We start from the raw sequence: 22,678 nt of genomic DNA, 5'->3' as shown, positions 1-22,678 counted from the left end.
GTAGCTATGTGCGGACGGGATAAGCGCTGAAAGCATCTAAGCGTGAAGCCCCCTCCAAGATGAGACTTCCCACAGCGCAAGCTGGTAAGACCCCTCATAGACGATGAGGTTGATAGGTTCGGTGTGGAAGCGCGGCAACGCGTGGAGCTGACGAATACTAATCGGTCGAGGACTTATCCACACACGCTTGGCTACCATGCAGATCCAGTTTTCAGGGAATGAAAGAAGAAATAGTTGCGTAAAAAGCCGTGCAAACTCCATTGCGTGGCTTTTTTTGCATATCGGCGATCGAAGACGGCCGCGAAAAAGGAGAAGCTCATGAAGCAAAAGCCTGTCAAACGATATGAAGCGGACATGTACGCGCCCATTCGCGACTATTTTGTCGGGCAGGGCTATGAAGTCTTTGGAGAGGTCCATCATTGTGATTTGACAGCGATCAAGGATGACGAGCTGATTATCGTCGAGTTCAAACGCAACTTGAGTGTAGAGCTGCTCATCCAGGCCGCCAAGCGGCAGCGCTTTACCGACCATGTGTACGTCGCCATCCCTAAGCCCAAATACAAATTGTTTTCGAAAAAGTGGCAAGACGTCGTTTATCTCATCAGAAGACTGGAGCTTGGCTTGATCCTCGTCTCTTTTCCCAAAAAAGGCGCTGTCATGGAGCTGAGCATTGCTCCTGCGCCGTTTGATCGGGAAAGAAGCAAGCAGTTCAACAAAAGAAAGCGGGCGCGCCTTCTCCAGGAGATGCGGGGGCGATACGGCGATTACAATGTGGGGGGCAGCAATCAGACAAAGATCATGACGGCGTACAAGCAAGGCTGTATTCAGATCGCTGCGCTGCTTCAGCGCTATGGCCCGCTTGCGCCTAAGGCCTTAAAGGACAAAGGAGCGACTGACAAGACAGCAGCGATCCTGGGCAAAAATTATTATGGCTGGTTCACGCGGATCAAGCGAGGCGTGTACGCTCTCACCACAACAGGCGAGAAGGAGCTCGCTGCTTATCCGGAGCTTGTCGCCCATTACATCGGCATAGCAGAAGGAAACCTTTCCTCAACGGGAGAGGAAAGCATACAGCTCTGCCCAGACAATCAGACAAGCATATAATCGTGTCACAATACTGCCACGTATCGGGGCATCTGCTTTTTTCCGACACTTCTGTTATAATGGCTGGGACAAGTATAAATGAAGGAAAAAGGGGTTGAATGTTGTGCCGTATAAAGCGTTGCTGGAGTCGCACGTAGGTGGCTGGGAAGTCGCGATTGTGCTGTTGATCGTAGCCTACTTCCTGTACCGTGCAGGCAAGGAAAAGGCCGCAAAAATCGTACATATGTTGCTCAGACTGATGATGGTCATTATTTTGGTATCCGGAGCGTGGATGCTGTTCACCGTCCATGCCAGCGAAGCTTATTATTACGTGAAGGGCTTGCTTGCGATCATTGCCTTCGGTTTGATCGAACGGTCGCTGGGCCTGGCGAAGAGACAGGAAGGCAGCGTGGGCATTTTCATCGGCTGTTTGATCGTATTGGTAGTCGTCATCATGCTTGGCTACCGCGTGTTCGCGTAAAAAGAGGGATGGACCTCAGAGCTTTCTCCTGCAGGCAAGCGCTTGCGGGCGAAAGCTTTTTTTTGCACAGAAATCCCCACTTTCTCCCGAATAAATGGCGAAACATTTCGTATTTGATATACTGACAGTAGATAGCAGGCTTCGGTTCAAAAATCGGCAAGCTCGCGGCCAACGCCATGCACAACAAGGAAAACGCGCTTACGTACCAGATACGAACGGCCAAGGCTGTGCCGGAGAGAAAAGAGTGACGGAGGCGAGAGGCGTTGAAGCTTGTAATGGTCAAGGATTACGAGGAGATGAGCCGCAGGGCGGCGGAATGGCTCGCCCAGGAAGTGAAAAACCGTCCGCAGACCGTGCTGGGGCTGGCGACGGGCGGCACCCCGGTAGGCATGTACCGGGAACTGGTGAAGCTGCACCAGGAGGAGGGCGTTGATTTTTCCCAGGCGAGCAGTTTTAACCTGGATGAATACGTCGGTCTGTCCTCTACCCATCCGCAAAGCTATCGTGCCTATATGGAGGAGAACTTGTTCCGCCATATCAATCTGCCAAAAGAAAACACACACGTTCCGGCAGGAGATGCGCACGACCTGGAAAAAGAATGCGCCCGTTACGAGGAAGCGATTCGCCAAGCGGGCGGGATCGACATTCAGGTGCTGGGAATCGGCAGCAACGGGCATATCGGCTTTAACGAGCCGGGCTCATCCGCAGAGTCGACGACGCGCGTGGTCCAACTGACCCAGAGCACGATCGAAGCGAATGCCCGCTACTTCGCAAGCGTCGACGAAGTGCCTACGCAAGCCATCTCGATGGGGATCAAGTCGATTCTCGGTGCGAAAAAAGTCATGCTTTTGGCGAGCGGCGAGGCAAAGGCAGAGGCCGTGCGCCTGATGCTTGCGGGCGAGCCGACAGTCGATGTGCCCGCTTCCTTGCTCCAGCTTCATCCCGATGTGACGGTGATTGCAGATGAGGCGGCGGCAAGCCAGCTCGGCGTGGCAGCCGCAAGCAGCACAAGCAAGCGATAGCCCTCGGCGTCGCTTGTTTGATGTTCACCAATCTGTTCCGTATATATGCCTGTCCCGTATGCTATACTGGGAGTTGTCATGACGTTGATCAGATTTTGCTAGAGGAGCTGATTTCGATGAGCGCAAACGAAGCGTTGCTTACATTAGAAGGTTGGTATACGTATCATAATTTCCGCACCATCCATTGGGAAAAGTGGAGAGCGGCTTCAGCAGACGAACGTCGCGCTGCGTTGGACGAGCTGAACAGCCTGATCCGCACCTGGGAAGCCAACGAAGCCGAGAAACAGGGCAGCACGGCTTTCTACTCCATCCTCGGACACAAGGCTGACCTCTTGTTCATGTTCCTGCGTCCGACCATGCAGGAACTCGACGAAATCAAGACCGCTTTCAATAAAACCCGGTTTGCTTCCTATACAGAAGCCCCGTACTCCTATGTATCCGTTGTGGAGCTGAGCAATTACGTACATAATCCGGGAGAAGATCCCAAAGCGAATCCGCATGTGCGCGACCGCCTCTATCCGATCCTGCCAAAATGGGAGCATGTTTGCTTCTATCCGATGAATAAAAAGCGCGATTTGCAGGACAACTGGTACATGCTGAGCATGCAGGAGCGCCAGGAAATGATGCGCTCCCACGGCATGATCGGCCGTTCCTACGCAGGCCGCGTGAAGCAAATCATCGGCGGCTCCATCGGCTTCGACGATTGGGAGTGGGGCGTGACCTTGTTTGCCAACGATCCGTTGGAATTCAAGCATATCGTGTACGAAATGCGCTTCGACGAAGTAAGCGCGCGCTTTGGCGAATTCGGCAACTTCCTGGTGGGCAACGTGCTGAACCAGGAGACACTCGCGAAAAAACTGGAAGTCTAGCAACGCCTCTCCAAGACCTGCTGTGCGGTTTGTCGCATGGGCAGGTCTTTTTTTACTGCATTTTCCAGTATTGATGGTAGAATAAGGAGGGAAGTCCAAAAAAAGAGAGGAGAAGGTGACTGTGTTCAAAGACGCAAAAACGTGGAGGCTGGCAATGGGCGTGTCGTCTTCGTTGCTGCTGACCACGCTGTTGATTCAGGGGGGAGCGGTCGGAGCGCCGACTGCTTACGCGGCCGAACAATCGCCGACGAAGAAGCTGACACAGGAAGAAGCGCTCAAGCTGGCGCAAAAATGGGTGACGGTTCCAGGGGAATACAAGCTGCTGCGGGCGCGCTATATCGAACCAGAGGAAGCTTATACAAGCGTGCCGATTTGGCAGATGGTTTGGGAAAAAACAAAAGAAGCGAGTTTGTACGTTACAGTCGATGCTGTATCAGGAAAACTGTTGAACTATTCCAAGTATAAGGACACAGAAAGCGGCGGGAGCACAGCCAAAATCTCCAAAGAGCAAGCGGAAAAAGCGGCCACCGAATTTCTCAAGCGGGTAACGACAGAAGACGAGCGGGCACGCCTGTCCAAAGCAAATGAGTATCCCTATCCACATTCGTATATGTTCTTTGATGGGCGAAGGGAATTTGTCACCTTTACCCGCGTGGAAAACGAGATTCCGTTTTTGGAAAACGGCTTTCAGTTTACGGTGGACCACAACGGGGAAGTGACGAGCTTCAGCCGGGAGTGGTACGAAGGGAAGCTGCCTGATGTCGCTAGTGTGATCGACAGCGCCGAAGCGGAGAAGAAGTGGGCGGAGCAGGCGGCACCTACCTTGCTCTTCAGCGACATGTCCACGTTGGGAAGAGCGCAGCGTCCGTCCTCCTTCCAGCTTGTGTATAAATTCGAAGCGGCCGATCCGCAATTCGTGGATGCGCGGACCGGACAAATGCTCAATGCGTATGGCGCGGCAACAAGCGCGAAGAGCATGGAGCCGTTGGGAAATACGCATGCCAAAGCAGTCGAGGAAAAACCGCTGATTTCAAAGGAAGAAGCGCAGCAAATTGCCGAGCAGTATATCAAGAAGCTGCCAGGGTCATATCGCTCGGAGGGCAGCAACGGGGGAGGTACCAGCAGCGGGCCGGATGGAATCGAAGTACGCAGCTGGTCGTTTCGCTTCACGCTGCAAGGAAACGGTTCGCGTGAGGAGGAGAGGGAGATCACCATCAATGACCGCGGCGAGTTGCAGGAATACAAGGCCAACGAGATGGCCGGATTTCGGGCATCCGAACAAAAATGGGAAAAGGCGATAGCCTGGGAACAAGCTGAGGCATCCGCGCTCAAGCTGGTGTGCACTTTGTATGCGGACAGGCTCGGCGACATTTACCTGGTCAAACAAAGCCCGTCCAAGGAGGCGCTCCAGCGCATGCAGGAGAGGGGGCTGCCCTACGAGATTACGTTTGGCTGGCTGCAAGACGGTATCCCGCTTGAACATGTGCAGCTCACGGTAGAGGTCAATCCGGAAACAGGGGAAGCGGAGTTGCTGAGAAACCGGGACGTATTGCCGCTTGTTAAAACCGCGAGCAAGGACATCGTGGACGTCGCTGCTGCGAAAAAGACAGAGCAGCAGCAAAAAACGCTGCGGCTGACCTATTTTCAGCCGCAGGAGGAGGCATTCCCGGTGCCGCCACAGCGGCGCGAGCCGACTCTCGTGTACCGCTATGTGGGCGATCAGGGGATCGTCCTTGCTGGCACGGGCGAATGGCTGAGCTTCGCCGAGGTGCAAGAACAACAAAAGCCGAACGACATCGAAGGCCATCCGCAGCAGGCGGCGATCGAGTTCGCGCTGCGCATGAATTGGCTGAGTGCAGAAGATGGCAAGCTTCTGCCGGATAAAGCCGTGACGCGCGGAGAGCTGGTCCAGCTGATCGGCCGCTTGACGAACCAGGTGGAGTTCCGCTACTTCCGATCGACTTTTGACGATGAAGAACAGAAGCCGTACTCCTTCGCTGATGTAGACAGCAAGCACCCGTATTATGCAGCGATCCAGAAAGGGCTGCAATACGGACTGATTCCGAAAACGGGCCAGACGTTTGCGCCAGACCGGACGGCGACCCGTGCAGATGCTGCGGATCTCGTTGCCCGCCTGCTCGGCTACGGGGATGTGCTGGAGAAGCCGGAGTTTTTCACCGTGCCGTATCAGGACGTGCCGAAAAAGCAGGTGCCGGCAGTGGCGCTGGCGACGGCTCACGGCTTGCTGAAAGGAAAGTCCAAAGCATCGTTTGCGCCTGAGGGGACCATATCGCGGGGAGACATCGCCGAGCTGATGCAAGCGATCTACGAGTTGAAAAAGACAGAGCAATAGCTGCCCCGAGCAATCGCCCTGTCGCCCAAAGAAAAAAGACCTGGACGCACTCAGGCGTGCCCAGTTCCGCTGCATGTTGTATCCAGTCTATCCTCATTTACTAGATTTTCTGCTCATTCTGAGCTGAAACTGCACAATATACTCGTCCAGAAGTTGGCTTACTGCTACAACTTTGCCGTTGGAAATGCCCTTTTCTTGGGCTAGTTTCACCAGTTGTTCCCGCATGTCCTCGATGATGTCCGATAAGTCTTCTTGATTGCGATGACGATTATCGGTTGTCAGGCACGAAGAAGGATCGCCTTCTCTTTTATTCGTATCTATAATCAATCTCTCCCTATTTTTGTATATAAGGACATCTATTACTATAGGGTATTCTGCAAAAAACAAGCAGTTGGGAATCGTGCATAGAAGAGAAGGATGATTGGGAAAGACGAGAAAACAGTAGCCCCCAGGAAAAGTCGCCTACAAGGCGCTCCTGGGGGCTTACGTTTGAAGATTCAACCTCAAGACAAAAAACGCAGAGGGTTCTTATCCGCCTACACCATGATCGTATTGGATGACGGGAGGTTTTTTTGTGATGACTTTTCCATCTACGTCATGGACGTTACTACCGAATCCAGATGGTGAATCTTATCAACCACACTCAGATCATTTCCCAATCCTTTTATGTCTTTTGAAAATCGCTCGAAAACGGGTTCAACAGGGAAGCCAAACTCATTGGCAGATTTGAGGATCGTTACCAGACCAGGAAGGATCTCTTTCGGATGTCCAGAAAGAAATTCAAGGTAATCTGAAAGAACCTCTGTATTCCCCATAGACATAGACAAAGTATACGAGTTAGCCAGTGCCCATACTCGTAGTTTATCAACTTCTGCTTTCCCCTCTTGCCCGAGAAGCTCAAACCAGCTTAAATCAGCATAGCCATTCGTGTAATGCTTTGCTTCTTCGTACTTGCCCATAAATATATGGGTATTGACTGGGATTCCAGAAGACTACCAAAATTGCCCCGGTTGCGGGAAAAAAGTGTGACGGCGGCAGCCTTTTGCCGACTGCGCACTACGCTTGCCAGCTGCTTCGCTTCATGCAACGTTTACGTTTTTCACAAAGTCTTGTCTTTGGTTCCCAGGCGCTTTTTGGTACAGTAAAGGAAAAGGAAAGCGACATCAGAGCGGAGGGGAACAAGACTGAGCTTTCTCAGGCTGAAAATCGGCTATCGCACATTAAAAACGGCGATCGGGACGGCGATCTCGATCTTTTTGGCTCAGCAGCTTGATCTGATGTATCCGGCATCGGCGGGGATCATCACGATTCTTTGCATCCAGGTGACGGTCAAGCAGTCGTTTCGCACGGCGTGGAACCGGATCATGGCCAGCATCCTCGGGGTGGGGATCGGGATGGCGCTGTTCTATCTTTTCGGGTACTCGCCGCTGGCCATTTTGCTTGCGATTCTGTTGTTTTTGCCGCTGGCCGTGCGCTTCGGGATTCAGGAGGGCTTCGTCAGCAGCATGGTCGTGCTCATGCATCTGTACGCGTCCGAGCGCATGGACCTTCCGCTTCTCTTGAACGAAGCTGGTCTGCTGGTCATCGGCGTGGGTGTTGCGCTGCTCGTGAACTTGTACATGCCGAGCCTGGACAAAGAACTGCGCGCGATGCAAAAGCAGGTGGAGCAGCTGTTCCGGCAAATTTTGCGCGAGTTCAGCTACTATTTGCGCAACGGCGAGAGTGAGTGGGACGGAAAAGAGATGATCGAGGCGCCAGGTCTGCTGGAAAAAGCGATACGGCTGGCCGCGCGCGACATCGACAACCGGTTGGGGCGTCGCGATGATTCGTACTACCAGTATTTTGTCATGCGCGAGAAGCAGTTCGAGCTGCTGGAGCGGATGATGCCGATCGTGTCTTCGCTGGACACGCAGGTGCCGCAGAGCCACCAGATCGCGGACTTTCTCGAACAAATAAGCGCTTCGGTGCATCCGGGAAACACAGCGTACCGCTTTATCGACCAGCTGCGCCAGATGCGTCAGGAGATCAAGGAATCAGAGCTGCCGCGCACGCGCGAGGAGTTCGAGACAAGGGCGTCGCTGTTCTATCTGTTGCGCGAGATCGAAACCTATTTATTCATCAAGCATGAGTTGGGCAAGAACAGTGGCGACAAACAGGCAGCATCGGTGAAAAAGGCAAAGCCGGGCACGTAGGGCTTGGCACAGCGACAGTGGCTTCCTCAGGTAAAAGAGCCGGAGGAAGCCGCTTTTTTTGTTGGGAATGCATATTTATTCGTTGATACAAATTTTATTGAATGTTTGAAATTGGAAAAAGCAAGGCAAGGGGGCGAGTGTGACAACTCATCGAAAAAGTAAAGCAGAAGGCAGCCGCGATCTCGGCAAGAATCGGCGGAGCCTAGCGCGCACCTCCATTTCCGGATGAACGGATGGAGGTTTTATTTTTTCTAATGCTAACGATTGGAACTTTCCATTTTTTTGCCTCCCCAAAATGTGGTAGTGTGAAGGAAATCGAGAGAAGACCTACAAGACATGTGTGGCTGTCGGTGAGAGAAGAATAGCGGGGCGACAGAAGGTTGTTTGAATACGGGGAAGATAAGGCGAAAAAGGGATAAGTGATGCGCAACAGGACACTTCATGTAGAAGTGTCTTTTTTGCTGGGAGAACAGCCACAATTGGTGCCGATCCGCAAGGCGTAGGCATAATTGCGCCAACTTTGTCAGTAAACTTAACTAACTGCCGAAAGCCAGTCTGGGGGGAGAGCCTGTCTGATCGGTGCCGTCCACCGTGTCCTGGGGGCGTTCCCGTTCATACGACTGCCGGACAAAGAGTGAGAACAAAGAGGGGGATTCCGTTTTGAAAAAGGTCAATCGCACGCTGAAAGCTTGGCTGAAAGGCGTATTCGCCGGCTCCTTGGCACTGATGGTGGCCGCGTGTTCAGGTGGAGGACAGGAAGCAAAGCCTGCCGACAACGGCGCAGGCGGCCAAGCGGGCACGCAGCCGTCAGCCGAAACGCCGTCTTCATCCGGCGAACCGCAAAGGCTGGTCATCTACACCGCGCGGGATAAGAACATTTTCGAAATCGTGCTGCCGAAGTTCAAGGAAAAGTACCCGAACGTGGAAGTGGAGACGCTGGAGATGGGCGCCCAGCAAATTTTGGAGCGCGTTCGTGCGGAAAAAGCGAATCCGCAGGCCGACTTCTGGTGGGGTGGCACGCAATCCGCTCTGAGCACGGCAGCCAACGAAGGATTGCTTGCGCCGTACAAGCCGACGTTTGCCGACAAGATTCCGGATTTGTACAAAGACCCGCAGGATCGCTGGTACGGCGAGATGCTCTTGCCAGAGGTCATCATGTACAACACGCAGGCGCTCAAGCCAGAGGAAGCGCCGCAAGACTGGGATGAGCTGCTCGATCCGAAATACAGGGACAAAATCGTCATCCGCAACGTCCTGCCATCCGGTACGATGCGGACGATTTACGCCGCGATGATTTTCCGCCAGGGCGCAGACACGCCGGAAAAAGGCTACGACTGGCTGCTGAAGCTGGATGCCAATACCAAGGAGTACACGCAAGACCCGACAAACCTCTATCTCAAGCTTGACCGTCAAGAGGGCGTGATCTCCCTGTGGAACCTGCAGGACGTCCTGATCCAGAGCAAAAAGAACAACCATCCGTACGACTTCATTTACCCGAAGAGCGGAGCGCCGATTCTCGTAGACGGAATCGCGCTTGTGCAAGGGGCGAAAAACCTGGATGCGGCGAAAAGCTTTATGGAATTTTTGATGAGCCCGGAGATAGCTTCCCTGCTGGCGAAGGAGCGCTTCCAGTTCTCGGCCCGCACCGACATCAGCAAGGACGATCTGCCAGACTTCATGAAAAACCTGGAGCTGAAGCCGCTGGAGCTTGACTGGGCTGTCATGGCCGCTAAAGAAAAAGAGTGGATGCAACACTGGGACGAAAACATCAAGGGTCAAGGCAAGAAGTAAGCGGCAGCGGGCTAGACGGGAAGGAGCGCTCCTTTCCGTCTAGTCGCGTATGACGGGCAGGCCGGATTTTCCGCGAAGGAGGAAACGAAACCGGATGAGCAGCGTAACACTCGATCACGTCCACAAAAGGTTTGGCCAGGCAAAAGGAGTAGAAGACGTCCACATTCACATCGAGTCAGGGGAATTTTTTACGTTCCTCGGGCCGAGTGGTTGCGGCAAAACGACGACCCTGCGGATGATTGCCGGCTTTTACTACCCGACAGAAGGACAAATTCGCTTCGGGGCACGGGAGGTTACGTCCGTTCCTCCGCACAAGCGCAACACGGGCATGGTTTTCCAAAACTATGCGCTGTTCCCGCACATGACGGTGTTTGAAAATATCGCGTTCGGCTTGCAGGTACGGTCTGTCGGTCAGGCAGAGACGAAGGAGCGCGTAGAGCGGATCATGAAGCTGGTCCGACTGGAGGGCTATGGCGAGCGGCGGATCGACCAGCTTTCCGGCGGACAGCAGCAACGGGTGGCACTGGCGAGGGCGCTGGTCATCGAGCCGCAGATTCTGCTGCTGGATGAGCCGCTGTCCAATCTGGATGCCAAGCTGCGGGAAGAGACGCGCTTGGAGATCAAGCGGCTTCAACTGGAGCTGGGAATTACAACGATTTACGTCACCCACGACCAGGCCGAAGCGATGGCGATGTCCGACCGGATCATGGTCATGCAAGGCGGGCACGTGCAGCAGGTCGGCACTCCGCACGAAATCTACCACCGTCCTGTGAACCGGTTTGTCGCGTCGTTTATCGGGGAGACGAATTTGTGGGAAGGGACGGTGGTAGGCTGCGACCAGGAGGCGGTGCAAGTGCGCATCTCCTCGGGCCAACTGCTCAGCGGGCTGGCCCAAAATGCGTCCCCGCAGGCCAAGCTGACAGTCGGGGAGCAGGTCACGCTGTCCATCCGCCCCGAATCGGTTCAGGAGTGCAGCGAGCGGGAGGGGACGAATATCGTCGCAGGCACTGTCGCCCTGTCTGAGTTTACCGGGGCGTGCGTCCAGTACGTCACGGCCGTCGGGCGGGAACAGCTGCGCAGCATGTCCATCAATCTGGGAGGCCCCATCAAGCGGCGCGGCGATACCATCCGACTGCACATACCGAAGGAGAGCATCTACTTCGCGGGATAAGGGGGAAAAGCTTTTGCGCGCACCATGGCAGCAAGCGCCGCCAGCGGCCGGACGAAAGCCGATCACAGCTTCGCCTGCCTTCGTCTATGTGCTGGTATCGCCGCTCTTTTTGATTTTGTTGGCGTATGTCATCTATCCGTTGTTGGAAACGTTCGTCGCCAGTATCCGTATCGACGAGCAGATTACGTGGAAAAACTACATGCGTTTCTTCAGTTTCGAGCATACTGCCAATCTGGAGGCGCTGTGGACGAGTGTGTACATTTCCGTGCTCAGCGTCATCACCTGCGGGATCGTCGGCGTGACCATGGCATTTTTATTGGAGCGGTACGAGTTTCCCGGGCGAAACATTCTCTCGGTGCTGGCGCTCGTCCCGATGGCGTTGCCTCCGTTGATCGGCGTGCTTTCCTTTACCTTCCTCTACGGGGAAAGCGGCATCTTCCCGCGGGCGATTCAGGAGTTGTTCGGTCTGGCTCGGGTGCCGTTTTCGCTCAAAGGCATCTGGGGGGTAGTCGTCGTCCATACGTTTACGATGTACACCTACTTTTTTATGACGGTGTCCGCTGCGCTCAAAGGGCTTGACCCGGCTTTGGAGGAAGCGGCAGCCAGCCTGGGCGCGAATCGCTTTACCGTATGGCGCCGGATTTTGTTGCCGATGCTCACGCCTGCCATCGTGGCGTCCTCGCTTTTGGTGTTCATGATTTCCATGGCTTCGTACACCGCACCGCTCATCTTCGGCATCGACCGGACGATGACGATGCAAATCTATTTGTCCCGCACCAACGGCGATCTGGACATGGCTGCGGCGCAGGCGACGATATTGTCGATCGTCTCGATTGCGTTTCTGCTCATCATGCGCTGGTATCAGGGCGTGCGCAACTATCAAAACCTGAGCAAAGGCGTCAGCGTACACCGGACGGAAATCAAGAGCAAAGCCGGGCGTTACGCCACGATTGTGCTGTCCTTCATCGGCACGGTGATTTTGGTATTGCCCATTCTCGTCCTGGTGCTTATTTCCTTTTCCGTGGATGGGACCTGGACGGTGCAAATCTTGCCTCCGCAGTACACGCTGGAGCATTACGTAGACTTGTTTACCGACAGCAAAACGTGGCGTCCGATTGTCAACAGCTTGCAGCTGTCGGCGATTGCTTCCATCGGGATTGTCCTGTTCGGCGTGGCGGCGGCTTACGCTATGGTGCGCCTCCCCTTCCGCGGGAAAACGCTGCTGGATGTGCTGATTATGCTGCCGTGGGCTTTGCCGGGGACGGTTGTCGCAGTGAACCTGATCGCAGCGTTCAGCGAGCCGACAGTGTTCAGCCTGGGGCAAGTCTTGATCGGAACCTTTTGGATGATTCCGCTGGCGTATTTTGTTCGCCATCTTCCGCTCGTCTTTCGTTCCACCTCGGCGACCTTGATGCAGATGGATCCATCTGTGGAGGAGGCGGCGCGCAATCTCGGCGCCTCGTGGTGGTACAGCTTCAGACGGGTCGTGTTTCCGATGGCTTTGGGCGGGATTCTCGCCGGAACGTTGCTGGCGTTCGTGCAGTGTATCGGGGAATTCGTCGCTTCGATTCTGATCTTTACTCCCCGGACGACGCCGTTGTCCGTCGCCATTTTCCAGCGCATGTACAGCTTCGAATTCGGCACGGCCTGCGCTTATGGCGTTTTGCAAATCGTCGTCATCATCCTCGTGCTGTTTCTTTCTAGCAAGCTGACCAAAGACAAGGCCGGTACAGCGATCTAGCATGAAGGGCATCCCGATCAAGCAGAACAAGGAAGGGAGGAACGTATAGTGAGAAAACGCAATGTTGCCAAGCTTTACCCGCTGGCAGCCGCGGTTGCGCTGGCCAGCAGTCTGGTGATGCCGTGGGGGCCGCAGACCGCCTACGCCGATCGGGGAGTCGTCGACCTGTGGAAAGCGATCAAGCCGCTCACCACGATTGCCAGCGCGATGAATACCGGCGCCCATCCGGATGACGAACACAGTGCTGTGCTGGCGTATTTGTTGCTCGGCAAGGGGGTAGATACATCCAGTGTCATTGCCACCCGCGGCGAGGGAGGACAAAACGAGATTGGCAGCGAACTGGGCAACGCTTTGGGCATCATCCGGACGCGCGAATTGCAGGAAGCTTCCCACATCACGAACATCCGTCTGGAGAACCTCAGCGAGAAGATGGACGACCCCATTTTCGACTTCGGCTTTTCCAAAAGCCCGGACGAAACCCTGGAAAAGTGGGGCGAGGACGTCGCTTACGAAAGACTGATCCGCAAAATCCGCACGCTGAGGCCCGATGTCGTGATTCCCGCATTTTTGAACGAACCTTCGACTCATGGCCATCATCGCGCGGTTAACGTCATGACCGTTCGGGCATTCAAGGATGCCGCGAATCCAGACGTTTTCCCCGAGCAGGTGAAAGAAGGTCTGTCCCCGTGGCAGGTGAAAAAGCTGTATGTGCCCGCCCAGGAAAAAGACTACTCCGTGAGTGTCCCGGTCGGAGCCTACGACGAGATGTACGGCGCTTCCTACGTACAACTGGGCGAAGAGTCCCGCTTCATGCACAAGAGCCAGGGCATGGGCCGCCACTATGACGAGGGGCCGAGCTTCAGCTACTACAAGCTGGAGCAGTCCATCGTCCAGACGAAGGCCAAGGAAGCCGACTTTTTTGAAGGCATCGCCTACACCTTCAACGATTTGGCCGAAGAAACGGCCAGCCAGTCCGGCGGCGAAAAAGTCGCCCATGAATTGAAACAGCTGCAAACAGACGCAGAAGCAGTCATTACCGCCTACCCGAACTTTGCCGCCGTAGCCAAGGAAGCGCACGAAATGCTCGCCCACGTGCAAAAAGCGCTGCGCGATGTCGAGTCGTCCTCGCTTCCCGCCGCTGCCAAAACGGATTTGCTCCACCGCCTGGGCGTAAAGCAGGCGCAGCTGAACAAGGCGAGTGCAGAAGCGCTCTCGCTCGTGACAAAAGTGAAGCCGGAGACGAATGAGCTGGTCGCAGGCCAAACGACAAAAGTCACCGTGAGCGCGTACAACGGCGGCCAGGCCAAGGTGAGCAACGTGCAAGTGGCGCTGAACGTACCGAAAGGCTGGCAGGCGAGGGCGCTTTCCCCCACCCGCTTCCCGTCGCTTGGCTCCAACCAGACGGTGAAAACGACCTATGAAGTAACGGTGCCTGCCCATGCCGAGTTGTTCCAGCCGTACGCAGCTCCGGCTATCACGGCGGATGTCAGCTACAGCTTCGCAGGCTCGACAGCTAGCAGCCAGGTGTTGCCGGCCGATGCGGTCGCGGTGCTTCCGGCTTTCGCCATGACGCTCGATCCGAACGCAACCGTGCTGAACACGCTGAAGCCGCAAGAGCCGATTCCGGTGAAAGTCACCGTGAAAAACGACAATCCGGGCGCAGCCCAGACGAGTATTTCCCTGGAAACGCCGGAGGGCTGGAGCGTCGAGCCGAAAGCGGTGCCGCTCGCCTTTGCCGCCAAAGGAGAAACGAAGTCGGCAGCCTTTACAATCAAAGCGTCCTCGTCTGTCAAGCCCGCTGCTTACACGCTTACAGCGGTGGCGGCGGGCGGCGGCAAAGAAAGCCGTCACGGGGCGCAAGTCATCCGTTACCCGCACATCGGCACGACGTATTTCGTCCAGCCCGCGACGCTCCACGTCCAGGCATTTGACCTGAAGGTTCCAGCGGGACGCAAGATCGGGTATGTGTCCAGCGGCTTTGACAACATCGACCAGTATTTGTCCCGGTTGGGCGTCGATGTGACGAACCTGACGGCCAAAGACATCGAATCCGGCGACCTCTCCCAGTACGATACGATTGTGCTGGGCATCCGCGCCTACGGCTTCCGGCCAGAGCTGATTTCGAGCAACGCCCGTTTGCTGAAATACGTGGAAAACGGCGGCAACCTCGTCGTGCAATACCACAAGCCGGAAGACAACTGGAAGCCGGAGCTGGCACCGTATCCGATCAAGATCGGCACGCCGCTGATCCAGTGGCGCGTCACGGACGAACATTCGCCGGTGACGATGCTCGCACCGGATCACGCCTTGTTCAACACGCCGAATAAAATAACCGAAGAAGACTGGAACAACTGGATTCAGGACCGCTCGGCCTACAACCCGTCCGAGTGGGGCAAGGAATACACCGAGCTGATCGCAAACGGCGATCCGGGAGAAAAACCGTTTACGGGCACCTTTCTCACCGCCCCATACGGCAAAGGAACGTACACGTACAGCTCGCTGGTCTGGTACCGCGAAATTCCGGCGCTCGTGCCGGGAGCGATCCGCATGTTCATCAATATGATCAGCTTGCAGCCGTAGCAAAAAGCGGCGCCCCCTAGCCGAATGGCTGTGCGTTTCCTGGGAAGAGCGAGACGATCGGGAGCGGTCGTCTCCTCGACCCGAGGGGAAACATGGGCGCTGCCGAGGGGGAGAGGTGCGCGAAACTCAAGCCGAGAGACACGCATTCGTCTCAGAAAAATGACGAGCTTGAACAAGCGGCCGGGAAGGAGAGGCAAGTGGGATGGATTACAGAGAGCGCATATTTGTGCAGGAGGGAATCAGTTTTCCCGGGAAGACGTACGTCGAGGCGGTTTTGGAGCCGGCCTTCGATCAGGCCAAACACCATCTGTTGCAGCCGATGATGACAATCAACAAGGCGCATCTGGTCATGCTGCGCGAGTCGAATTTGATTACGGAAGAAGAGGCCAAGCAGATTGCCCGCGCGCTCTGCGGGATCGAACTGGAAGAGTTGCGTCGCTCGGCCTATACCGGGCAGTTTGAAGATTTGTTCTTTCAGGTAGAGAGCCGTTTGCTGGAGCTGGCCCCCGATGTGGCGGGCAACCTGCACCTGGCCCGCAGCCGCAACGACATGGGGATCACGATCTACCGCATGGTGCTGCGGGAAAAATTGTTGGTGACGATCACTTCGGCCCTCTATCTGAAAGAGCATTTGCTCCTCTTTGCACAAGAACACGTCGAGACGATCATGCTTGGCTATACGCATACCCAGCAGGCGCAGCCAACGACCATGGGGCATTACATCATGGCGGCGACAGATCTTCTTAGTCGCGATATCAAGCGGCTGATCCAGGCGTATCAGACCGTCAACCGTTCCCCGATGGGGGCCGCCGCCCTGACGACCTCCGGCTTTGCCATCAGCCGCGAGCGGATGCGCGATTTGCTCGGCTTTGACGAACTGGTGGAAAATTCGTACGACGCCGTCTGCGGAGCGGATTACTTGGGCGAGGTGGCGACGGCGGTACAGTTGGCCGCGATTAACCTGGGGCGCACCGTCCAGGACATGCTGCTTTGGTGCACGCAGGAGTTTGGCGCGCTGAAAGTCGCCAGTCCGTACGTACAGATCAGCTCGATCATGCCGCAAAAGCGCAATCCGGTCTCCTTTGAACATATGCGATCCTTGCTGTCCAGCAGCGCCGGAAACGCAGCGACTGTTTTGACGATGATGCACAACACGCCGTTTGGCGACATTGTCGACACGGAAGACGATATGCAGCCGTACGTCTGGAAAAGTATGGATGTTCTGGAGCAGATGTATCGCCTGATGGCCTGCGTCGTCGGGACGATGGAAGTCGACAAGGACGGCTTGCTGGAACGGGCCAAAGCCAGCTTTGCGACCGTGACGGAGCTGGCGGATACGCTGGTGCGGACGGATCGCCTTTCGTTTCGCAAGGCCCATCGCATCGTGAGCCGCGTAGTCCAGGAAGCGGCGAGCGCGCAGCTTTTGGCCAACCAGATCAGCCTTGCGCTGGTCAACCGTGCCGCCGCAGAGGTAATAGGGCGGGCGCTGGCGATTACGGCAGAGGAGTTGCGGGAAGCGCTCGATCCGGTGCATTTTGTCAGGATCCGCAAGCTGCCGGGCGGACCGAATCCGGAAGAAATCAAGCGGATGATCGCCGAACGCAGAGTTGTTCTCCAGCAGGAAAAGGCATGGCTTGCAGCGAAAAAGCAAGCCAATACGGATAGAAGAAACAAGCTCGATCAGACGACAACCGAATGGAGTGTGGGGTAATGGCAGTGGTGCGAATACCTCTTCTCGCCGTGGACGGAGGGGGCACCAAATGCGTGGCGGTGCTCGCGGACCGAGCGGCAAGAGCAGTCGGCCGTGGTCGTGCGGGCGCTTGCAATTATCAAGGAATCGGGGAAGAAGCAGCCGCTCGCGAGCTGGTCGAGGCGATTCGGCAAGCGATGGAGGATGCGGCCGGGCGCGGCGCTCTGCTGCCGTTTGTCTTCGGCCAGGGCGCAGGCGAGCGGGAATGGGAAGTGGACTGCGCGGTATTCGGGATCGCGGGTTTGGACACGGAGCAGGATCGGCGGGTCATCTCGCGGATGGTGAGCAAGGGGCTCGATCAGCTTGGCATCCGCGTCCGTCATCTGATCGTGGAAAACGACGGGTTTGCCGCCTTGCTCGGCGCGACTGGCGGCAAGCCCGGCATCCTGGTCATCGCCGGGACCGGCTCCATCGCCTTTGGCGTCAACGAGGCACAGAAAACGGCCCGCGCCGGCGGCTGGGGCCATCGGGTCGGCGACGAAGGAAGCGGCTACTGGATCGGCAGGCAGGCGATCATGGCTGTGCTGCGGGCAGCGGACGGCCGTGGCGCGCCGACGCTTTTGAAGGAGCTTTTGCTTTCGCACGTAGGGCTTGCGCACGTCGAGGAGCTATTCAATTGGACGTACAGCGAGCGCTACTCGGTCGAAAAGGTAGGGGAGCTGTCTCCTTTGGTCAGCCGGGCGGCGCTCGCGGGAGATCAAGTGGCGGCGAACATTTTGCAGGTGGCGGGAGACGAGCTGTTTTCTGCGGTTCGCGCTGTCATCGATGCCTTGGACATGAAGCAAAAGCCGTTTCAGATGGTTCTACAGGGCGGAGTGCTGCAAAACGATGGCCGCGTCCGCCAGATAGTCGTGGAGCATGTCCAGCGCTATGCGTCCCAGGCAGTCATCGCAAACGGGCAAAGCGACCCGATCAACGGTGTCCTAGCAAAAGGATTGGCGTATCTGGAGCGTCAATCCGGCAGCAAGTGAGGTGTCAGACATGAAAAAAGTGATGGTTGTTTTTCCCCACCCGGATGACGAGTCCTTCGCCTGCGGAGGAACATTGGCCAAATGCGAGGCAAACGGCCAGGAGACGTACCTCTTGTGCATGACGTCCGGCTGCAAGGGGCGCTCAGGTCCGTTTGCGATTGAATGCAGGGAAGAACTGGCCCGCCACCGGGAGCAGGAGCTGGCCAGGGCGGCCGAGGTGCTGGGCATCAAGCGAGTGGATTTGCTCCGCTATGCAGACGGCTCCCTGCAAAACACAGATGTGTACGAGCTGACCGCCAAAATTCGGAATGCCATCGTGGAGTGGAAGCCGAACGTCGTCATTACGTTTCCGCCGGATGGCGTGACAGGGCACCCCGATCATATTGTCACCTGCAAAGCGACGACGCTGGCTGTCGAGCAGGCAGAGGAGCAGCTTGCCTGGGGGGAATATCCGGATTTGTACTACGTTTCGATTCCGCATTATTACGACCATTGCCAGGACAGCGGCCCCGAGCCTGCTGTTCCGATCACCGGCAAGGTAGACATTACCGAGTACCGGACGCAAAAAGGGGAAGCGCTGCGCGCCCACCAAAGTCAGGTCTATTCCGTCAATCGCGCCTATCCGGGCGTCATCGACGGCGACTTTTCGGTGATCGGCTGCTACGAGTATTACACGCTCGTGCGGTCGGGAGGCAGGCAGATCGAACCCGTCCAGGGAACGAACGGCATCCCGGTAATCGAGCTATAGGACAGGCTTGCTGGATCGCGGGCCTGATGCAAGCGAAAAAGGATACCTGCGTCGACAGGTATCCTTTTTTTGTTAGCGGGTGGACGTGGAAGAGACACCCGCCTTTTCTTGTTCCTGGTCGGCATGGTTTCTCTATTTGAAACTTTTGAGGGGGAGTTTGCTTTCGGGCGAATCGCCTTTTATCATGGTGACATCAACAGGGAGGTGAAAGGCAGATGAGCCCCTATGAAGTGGCCACTTTAAAAAAAGGGCTGTTGATTCTTGACGCATTACAGCAAAACGACCGGTTGACGCTGACGGAAATCATGCGTGCCTTTGACCTGAATAAATCTACGACTTTTCGCTTGTTGTACACGCTGGAACAGATGGGATATGTCAAAAAAGAGGGCCTGGCGTACGTCGCGACGGAAAAAGGCGGCAAGCAGCACGTGAGCGTCAATCCCCGACAGCAATGGCTTTCCGTTCCTCTGCTCGCGCAGTTGAGCAGAGAGATTGGAGAAACGCTATGTGTGGGTGTGCTTCACCAGACCCAGATTGTCACCACGCAAATCATCGAAGGCATCCATGGGTATGCGTACTGCTCACAGGTAGGCAGCCAGGCTCCTGCCCATCACAGTGCGTATGGCAAAGCCATCCTGGCTTTCTTGGATCCGAACAGACAGGAAGCCATCCTTCGGCAAATCGAACTGCGGGCGCAAACGAAAAATACGTTTGATGATCTGCATTTGTTAAAAGAGCACCTGAAAGTCATCCGTCAGCAGGGCTACGCTCTCGATGACGAGGAAGCCCAAATCGGATTGCGGTGTATTGCCGCTCCTCTTTTTTACAAAGGAGAGGTAACGGCTGCCGTCTCCATCGCTGCGCCGACCACCCGCTTGACCAAGCAAGCGATTCGCACGTGGAGCAAAAAGCTGGTGGCCTGCTGTCAGCAAATCTCGCAACAATTAGGAAAGTAGAGGAAACCTATGTCTTTCAAAGTATATCTCGCGCTTGTATCTCTCGCGATTTGTGCCTTTGCGATCGGGACAACCGAGTTTGTGATTGTGGGGCTTCTCCCAACTGTGGCCAGCGATCTGGGCATTACCCTGACCCGATCTGCCACTCTCGTTTCCGGCTATGCCGCTGCGATTGCCATCGGAACGCCGTTCGTTACGGCAATCATCGGACGTTTTCCGAAGAAAGGAATGCTCCTGCTTCTCATGGCAATCTTTACACTGGGCAATCTTCTGGCTGCGCTCGCCCAGACGTACGGGTTGCTCATGAGTGCGCGAGTGGTTACGGCTTTGGCTCACGGGGTGTTTTTCGCGATTGCGGCAACAGTGGCTACCGACATGGTGCCGGCTACCAAAAAAGCGACCGCTTTATCCCTGATGTTCACCGGGTTGACGGTCGCGACGATTATCGGTGTTCCTTTTGGCACCTATATCGGCCAACAATTCGGCTGGCGCTTCACTTTTGCCGCTGTGGCCGTGCTGGGGGCTATTGCTTTCGTGGCGATCCTGTCTGCCATCGACACATTACCTGCTTCGGCAAAGGCGGTATCCTTGCGAAGCATGAGCCAGCTGATTCTGAATCGGCGCATTGTCATGGCCCTTCTCATGACGGCGCTTGGATTTGGCGGAACGTTTCCATTGTTCACGTACATTTCGCCGATTTTAGAAGAAGTCAGTGGATATTCCGAAAGCGCGATAGCGTTGCTCCTGCTTGCTTACGGCATGGCGGTGGCAGTCGGTAACCTCGTAGGCGGCAAACTCGCCGATCGCCAACCCGTCAAGGCGCTGCGCTCCGTATTTCTCTTGCAGGGAGTCGTGCTTCTTCTGCAAATGTGGCTGCTGCCAAGCCACTCCCTGAGTCTCGCGGCATTATTGCTGCTCGGCTTCTTTGCTTTCATGATGTCGCCGGGGGTACAGGCGTATATCGTGATCCTCGCGGAGAAATATGCTCCCTCTGCCAAAGAGGTCGCCTCCGCCCTCAATATTTCTGCGTTCAATGTCGGCATCGCGGCCGGTTCTGCACTGGGCGGCTATGTCGTGAAGGAGATGACCTACCTGGACACAGCATGGGTCGGCGCCATCATGGTGGGAATCGCCCTCGTTCTTGCTTCATACAGCTATCGGTTGGATCAAAAAACACAGCTTATCGGGAGTGACGACAAATGAGTTTGACTGAACTGGAACAATTGGAAAGGGACTTGGCCTTCCCAAGCTTTACGAATGAAGACGCGCTGCGCCTGGGACTGGCGATCATTGCTTACGCCAAAGAACAAGGGACCAGCATCGCTGTCCATATCGAGCGCAACCGCGTCCCGCTGTTCACCCACCTGATGGACGGCACGTCAGAAGAGAATGTGGCATGGCTATCCCGCAAGAAAAAGGTGGTAGACCACTACAACCGCAGCTCCCTCTATATCGAAACCCGTTTTGCGCAAAACGGGTCGACCCATGCGGAAGCTTCCCTGCTTCCTCCTTCTGAATATCAGGCGGTAGGCGGATCGTTTCCCATCCGCATCGCGGGAGTTGGCGTAGTCGGTTCCGTGACGGTAGCGGGGTTGACTGGCCAGCTGGATCATGAGTACGCTGTCGAAGGGATCAGAAGATTTTTGGAAAAGTAAAGCAAACAGGCCGGATTTCCTCGGGGGAATCCGGCTTTTTCTCTCTTTGCAGCGGGTAGCGTGAGGGCCGGGAGCTTGTCGTGAGTTTGGACAAAAAAAACTGGAGAACGTGCATTGTTTGTCAGCAGGCAACCCCATAAGATGAGGATGAAAAAAGATTGTGAGAATGAGAATCATCACAAACGCATCCGTAAAAGAGGAGAGGGCAGAAGCATGAGGAGAAAGAGGCGGACAATCGCATTCACATGGGGGGCTATCCTGCTGATCGCGCTGGCAGGACTCGCAGCGTGCACAGAGAAAGCGCCGGAACCGCAGGCGGCAAGCACCGAGCAGCAGCAAGCCGGACAAAAGCCAGCGGCAGACGGCAAGGAGGCATCAGCGGAAACGAGAGTCGTCCGGGATGCGTACGGAGAGGTCACGATTCCCGCGCATCCTAAGCGAGTGGCGGCCATCTATCAGGAGGACTACTTGCTGGCCTTGGGCGTGACGCCGATCGTCCAGTGGTACCACCCGGCATGGGGCAAACAGGACTACCTCGGGCTGGATGTGCCGCAATTTGACATCACAGGCAGCATGGAGGCGCTGATTGCCGCCAACCCTGACCTGATTATCGTCGACGGAGGCGCGGATGCCGCGAAATACGAACAGTACAGCAAGGTAGCGCCTACCTATAAACTGCCGGATGAACTGCGCAACGACACGATTGGCCGACTGAAAAAAATCGCCGACGTATTGGGCATCCCGGAAAAAGCCGACGAGGCTGTGAAAAAGTACGAGGCAAAAATGGCAGACGCCCGCGCGAAGCTGGTAAAGGCAATCGGCAAGGAAACCGTGGCCGTCATCCGCCTGAACGTGGGGGACAAGCCGACACTGGCTCTGTTTGGAGAAGGCAACGTGTACACGGGCGTCATCTACAAGGAGCTGGGGCTACAGCCTTATGAAGCGGCGAAAAACCAGGATACGCACGTGGTGCTGAGCGAGGAAGCGATTCCGTCGATCCATGCGGACCACATCATCATTTTCCCGTCCAACGGCGGCTGGGATTCCCCGGAAAACCAGGAGGCGCTGAAAATTCTTCAGGACCCGCTCTGGCAATCCGTTCCGGCGGTGAAAAAAGGACATGTCTACCAGATGGACCGGACGCACTGGCAGTCTGGCGCGGTCCTGGCGAACATGATGAAAGCTGACGATCTGCTCAAGACGTTCGTCCACTAGAGCCAGGCGTGTCGGCAAACTGGGAGGCAGCAGGAAGAGGGTGACCCGGAGCAGGTGAAACTGCGTCGCGGGCCGCCCTTTTCTGTGTGACAAAGCCATC

Annotated in this window: 20 protein-coding genes and 1 rRNA gene; 19 read left to right on the top strand and 2 right to left on the bottom strand. The window is 55.9% G+C overall.

The features are described from left to right. The 6 genes from ACTHO6_RS07910 to ACTHO6_RS07885 form a co-directional block, all read left to right on the top strand. Positions 1-181 (top strand): 23S ribosomal RNA (locus ACTHO6_RS07910); the annotation flags it as partial. Between the two features lie 137 nt (positions 182-318). Then, positions 319-1,104 carry a DUF2161 domain-containing phosphodiesterase gene (locus ACTHO6_RS07905; protein WP_440240995.1) on the top strand — a complete coding sequence of 262 codons (786 nt, stop codon included), beginning with the start codon at positions 319-321 and terminating at the stop codon, positions 1,102-1,104. A gap of 94 nt (positions 1,105-1,198) precedes the next feature. Then, entirely contained in the window at positions 1,199-1,564 is a 366-nt protein-coding gene (locus ACTHO6_RS07900; protein ID WP_440240994.1) for a YisL family protein, read from the top strand. Between the two features lie 263 nt (positions 1,565-1,827). Then, positions 1,828-2,586, top strand: a complete 759-nt coding sequence (nagB, locus tag ACTHO6_RS07895; protein ID WP_440240993.1) for a glucosamine-6-phosphate deaminase — start codon at positions 1,828-1,830, stop codon at positions 2,584-2,586. A 116-nt stretch (positions 2,587-2,702) separates the two neighbouring features. Further along, positions 2,703-3,455 (top strand): hydrogen peroxide-dependent heme synthase, encoded by a 753-nt coding sequence (gene hemQ / locus ACTHO6_RS07890; protein WP_440240992.1) that lies wholly within the window; start codon positions 2,703-2,705, stop codon positions 3,453-3,455. 121 nt (positions 3,456-3,576) lie between these two features. Further along, the gene (locus ACTHO6_RS07885) at positions 3,577-5,808 is read left to right on the top strand and encodes a YcdB/YcdC domain-containing protein (RefSeq protein WP_440240991.1); all 2,232 of its coding nucleotides are present in this window, start codon (positions 3,577-3,579) and stop codon (positions 5,806-5,808) included. 93 nt (positions 5,809-5,901) lie between these two features. Here the strand turns inward: ACTHO6_RS07885 and ACTHO6_RS07880 are convergent, their stop codons facing one another. Continuing rightward, positions 5,902-6,135, bottom strand: coding sequence for an aspartyl-phosphate phosphatase Spo0E family protein (locus ACTHO6_RS07880; protein ID WP_440240990.1), 234 nt, complete (start codon positions 6,133-6,135; stop codon positions 5,902-5,904). Positions 6,136-6,398: 263 nt separating this feature from the next. Further along, complete coding sequence (locus ACTHO6_RS07875; RefSeq protein ID WP_440240989.1) at positions 6,399-6,767, bottom strand: hypothetical protein; 369 nt, start codon at positions 6,765-6,767, stop codon at positions 6,399-6,401. A 122-nt stretch (positions 6,768-6,889) separates the two neighbouring features. On the opposite strand from ACTHO6_RS07875, the gene ACTHO6_RS07870 reads away from it, so the two are divergent. The 13 genes from ACTHO6_RS07870 (at position 6,890) to ACTHO6_RS07810 (ending at position 22,578) form a co-directional block, all read left to right on the top strand. Next, a complete protein-coding gene (locus ACTHO6_RS07870; RefSeq protein WP_440240988.1) occupies positions 6,890-7,081 on the top strand; it encodes a hypothetical protein in 192 nt (63 codons plus the stop codon). Further along, a complete protein-coding gene (locus ACTHO6_RS07865; protein WP_440240987.1) occupies positions 7,065-8,000 on the top strand; it encodes an aromatic acid exporter family protein in 936 nt (311 codons plus the stop codon). Before ACTHO6_RS07870 ends, ACTHO6_RS07865 begins: the two co-directional genes overlap by 17 nt. A gap of 660 nt (positions 8,001-8,660) precedes the next feature. After that, positions 8,661-9,791 carry an extracellular solute-binding protein gene (locus ACTHO6_RS07860; RefSeq protein ID WP_440240986.1) on the top strand — a complete coding sequence of 377 codons (1,131 nt, stop codon included), beginning with the start codon at positions 8,661-8,663 and terminating at the stop codon, positions 9,789-9,791. 94 nt (positions 9,792-9,885) lie between these two features. Further along, positions 9,886-10,962, top strand: coding sequence for an ABC transporter ATP-binding protein (locus ACTHO6_RS07855; RefSeq protein WP_440240985.1), 1,077 nt, complete (start codon positions 9,886-9,888; stop codon positions 10,960-10,962). A 13-nt stretch (positions 10,963-10,975) separates the two neighbouring features. After that, positions 10,976-12,703 carry an ABC transporter permease gene (locus ACTHO6_RS07850; protein WP_440240984.1) on the top strand — a complete coding sequence of 576 codons (1,728 nt, stop codon included), beginning with the start codon at positions 10,976-10,978 and terminating at the stop codon, positions 12,701-12,703. 48 nt (positions 12,704-12,751) lie between these two features. After that, entirely contained in the window at positions 12,752-15,283 is a 2,532-nt protein-coding gene (locus tag ACTHO6_RS07845; protein WP_440240983.1) for an NEW3 domain-containing protein, read from the top strand. A 202-nt stretch (positions 15,284-15,485) separates the two neighbouring features. Next, on the top strand, positions 15,486-16,994 hold the full coding sequence (argH, locus tag ACTHO6_RS07840; RefSeq protein WP_440240982.1) for an argininosuccinate lyase: 1,509 nt from the start codon (positions 15,486-15,488) through the stop codon (positions 16,992-16,994). After that, complete coding sequence (locus tag ACTHO6_RS07835) at positions 16,994-18,004, top strand: N-acetylglucosamine kinase (RefSeq protein ID WP_440240981.1); 1,011 nt, start codon at positions 16,994-16,996, stop codon at positions 18,002-18,004. The genes argH and ACTHO6_RS07835 overlap by 1 nt, the downstream gene beginning before the upstream one ends. Positions 18,005-18,014: 10 nt before the next feature. Continuing rightward, entirely contained in the window at positions 18,015-18,752 is a 738-nt protein-coding gene (locus ACTHO6_RS07830) for a PIG-L deacetylase family protein (protein WP_440240980.1), read from the top strand. A 215-nt stretch (positions 18,753-18,967) separates the two neighbouring features. Continuing rightward, on the top strand, positions 18,968-19,708 hold the full coding sequence (locus ACTHO6_RS07825) for an IclR family transcriptional regulator (protein ID WP_440240979.1): 741 nt from the start codon (positions 18,968-18,970) through the stop codon (positions 19,706-19,708). Positions 19,709-19,717: 9 nt separating this feature from the next. Then, positions 19,718-20,911, top strand: a complete 1,194-nt coding sequence (locus ACTHO6_RS07820) for an MFS transporter (RefSeq protein WP_440240978.1) — start codon at positions 19,718-19,720, stop codon at positions 20,909-20,911. After that, entirely contained in the window at positions 20,908-21,363 is a 456-nt protein-coding gene (locus ACTHO6_RS07815; RefSeq protein WP_440240977.1) for a heme-degrading domain-containing protein, read from the top strand. The genes ACTHO6_RS07820 and ACTHO6_RS07815 overlap by 4 nt, the downstream gene beginning before the upstream one ends. A gap of 213 nt (positions 21,364-21,576) precedes the next feature. Beyond that, complete coding sequence (locus ACTHO6_RS07810; protein ID WP_440240976.1) at positions 21,577-22,578, top strand: ABC transporter substrate-binding protein; 1,002 nt, start codon at positions 21,577-21,579, stop codon at positions 22,576-22,578. Positions 22,579-22,678: the final 100 nt, after the last annotated feature.

The sequence above is a fragment of the Brevibacillus sp. SAFN-007a genome (assembly GCF_051967035.1).
Classification (GTDB): Bacteria; Bacillota; Bacilli; order Brevibacillales; family Brevibacillaceae; genus Brevibacillus.
The sequence above is the reverse complement of the archived record's forward strand: the minus strand, read 5'-3'. Positions and strand labels throughout refer to the sequence as shown.

Bases quoted from the DNA above. Each gene is read 5' to 3' on its own strand.
- ACTHO6_RS07905 (WP_440240995.1), top strand. From the start codon at position 319: ATGAAGCAAAAGCCTGTCAAACGATATGAAGCGGACATGTACGCGCCC.
- hemQ (WP_440240992.1), top strand. From the start codon at position 2,703: ATGAGCGCAAACGAAGCGTTGCTTACATTAGAAGGTTGGTATACGTAT.
- ACTHO6_RS07875 (WP_440240989.1), bottom strand. From the start codon at position 6,767: ATGGGCAAGTACGAAGAAGCAAAGCATTACACGAATGGCTATGCTGAT.
- ACTHO6_RS07870 (WP_440240988.1), top strand. From the start codon at position 6,890: ATGCAACGTTTACGTTTTTCACAAAGTCTTGTCTTTGGTTCCCAGGCG.
- ACTHO6_RS07855 (WP_440240985.1), top strand. From the start codon at position 9,886: ATGAGCAGCGTAACACTCGATCACGTCCACAAAAGGTTTGGCCAGGCA.
- argH (WP_440240982.1), top strand. From the start codon at position 15,486: ATGGATTACAGAGAGCGCATATTTGTGCAGGAGGGAATCAGTTTTCCC.
- ACTHO6_RS07835 (WP_440240981.1), top strand. From the start codon at position 16,994: ATGGCAGTGGTGCGAATACCTCTTCTCGCCGTGGACGGAGGGGGCACC.
- ACTHO6_RS07830 (WP_440240980.1), top strand. From the start codon at position 18,015: ATGAAAAAAGTGATGGTTGTTTTTCCCCACCCGGATGACGAGTCCTTC.
- ACTHO6_RS07825 (WP_440240979.1), top strand. From the start codon at position 18,968: ATGAGCCCCTATGAAGTGGCCACTTTAAAAAAAGGGCTGTTGATTCTT.
- ACTHO6_RS07820 (WP_440240978.1), top strand. From the start codon at position 19,718: ATGTCTTTCAAAGTATATCTCGCGCTTGTATCTCTCGCGATTTGTGCC.
- ACTHO6_RS07815 (WP_440240977.1), top strand. From the start codon at position 20,908: ATGAGTTTGACTGAACTGGAACAATTGGAAAGGGACTTGGCCTTCCCA.
- ACTHO6_RS07810 (WP_440240976.1), top strand. From the start codon at position 21,577: ATGAGGAGAAAGAGGCGGACAATCGCATTCACATGGGGGGCTATCCTG.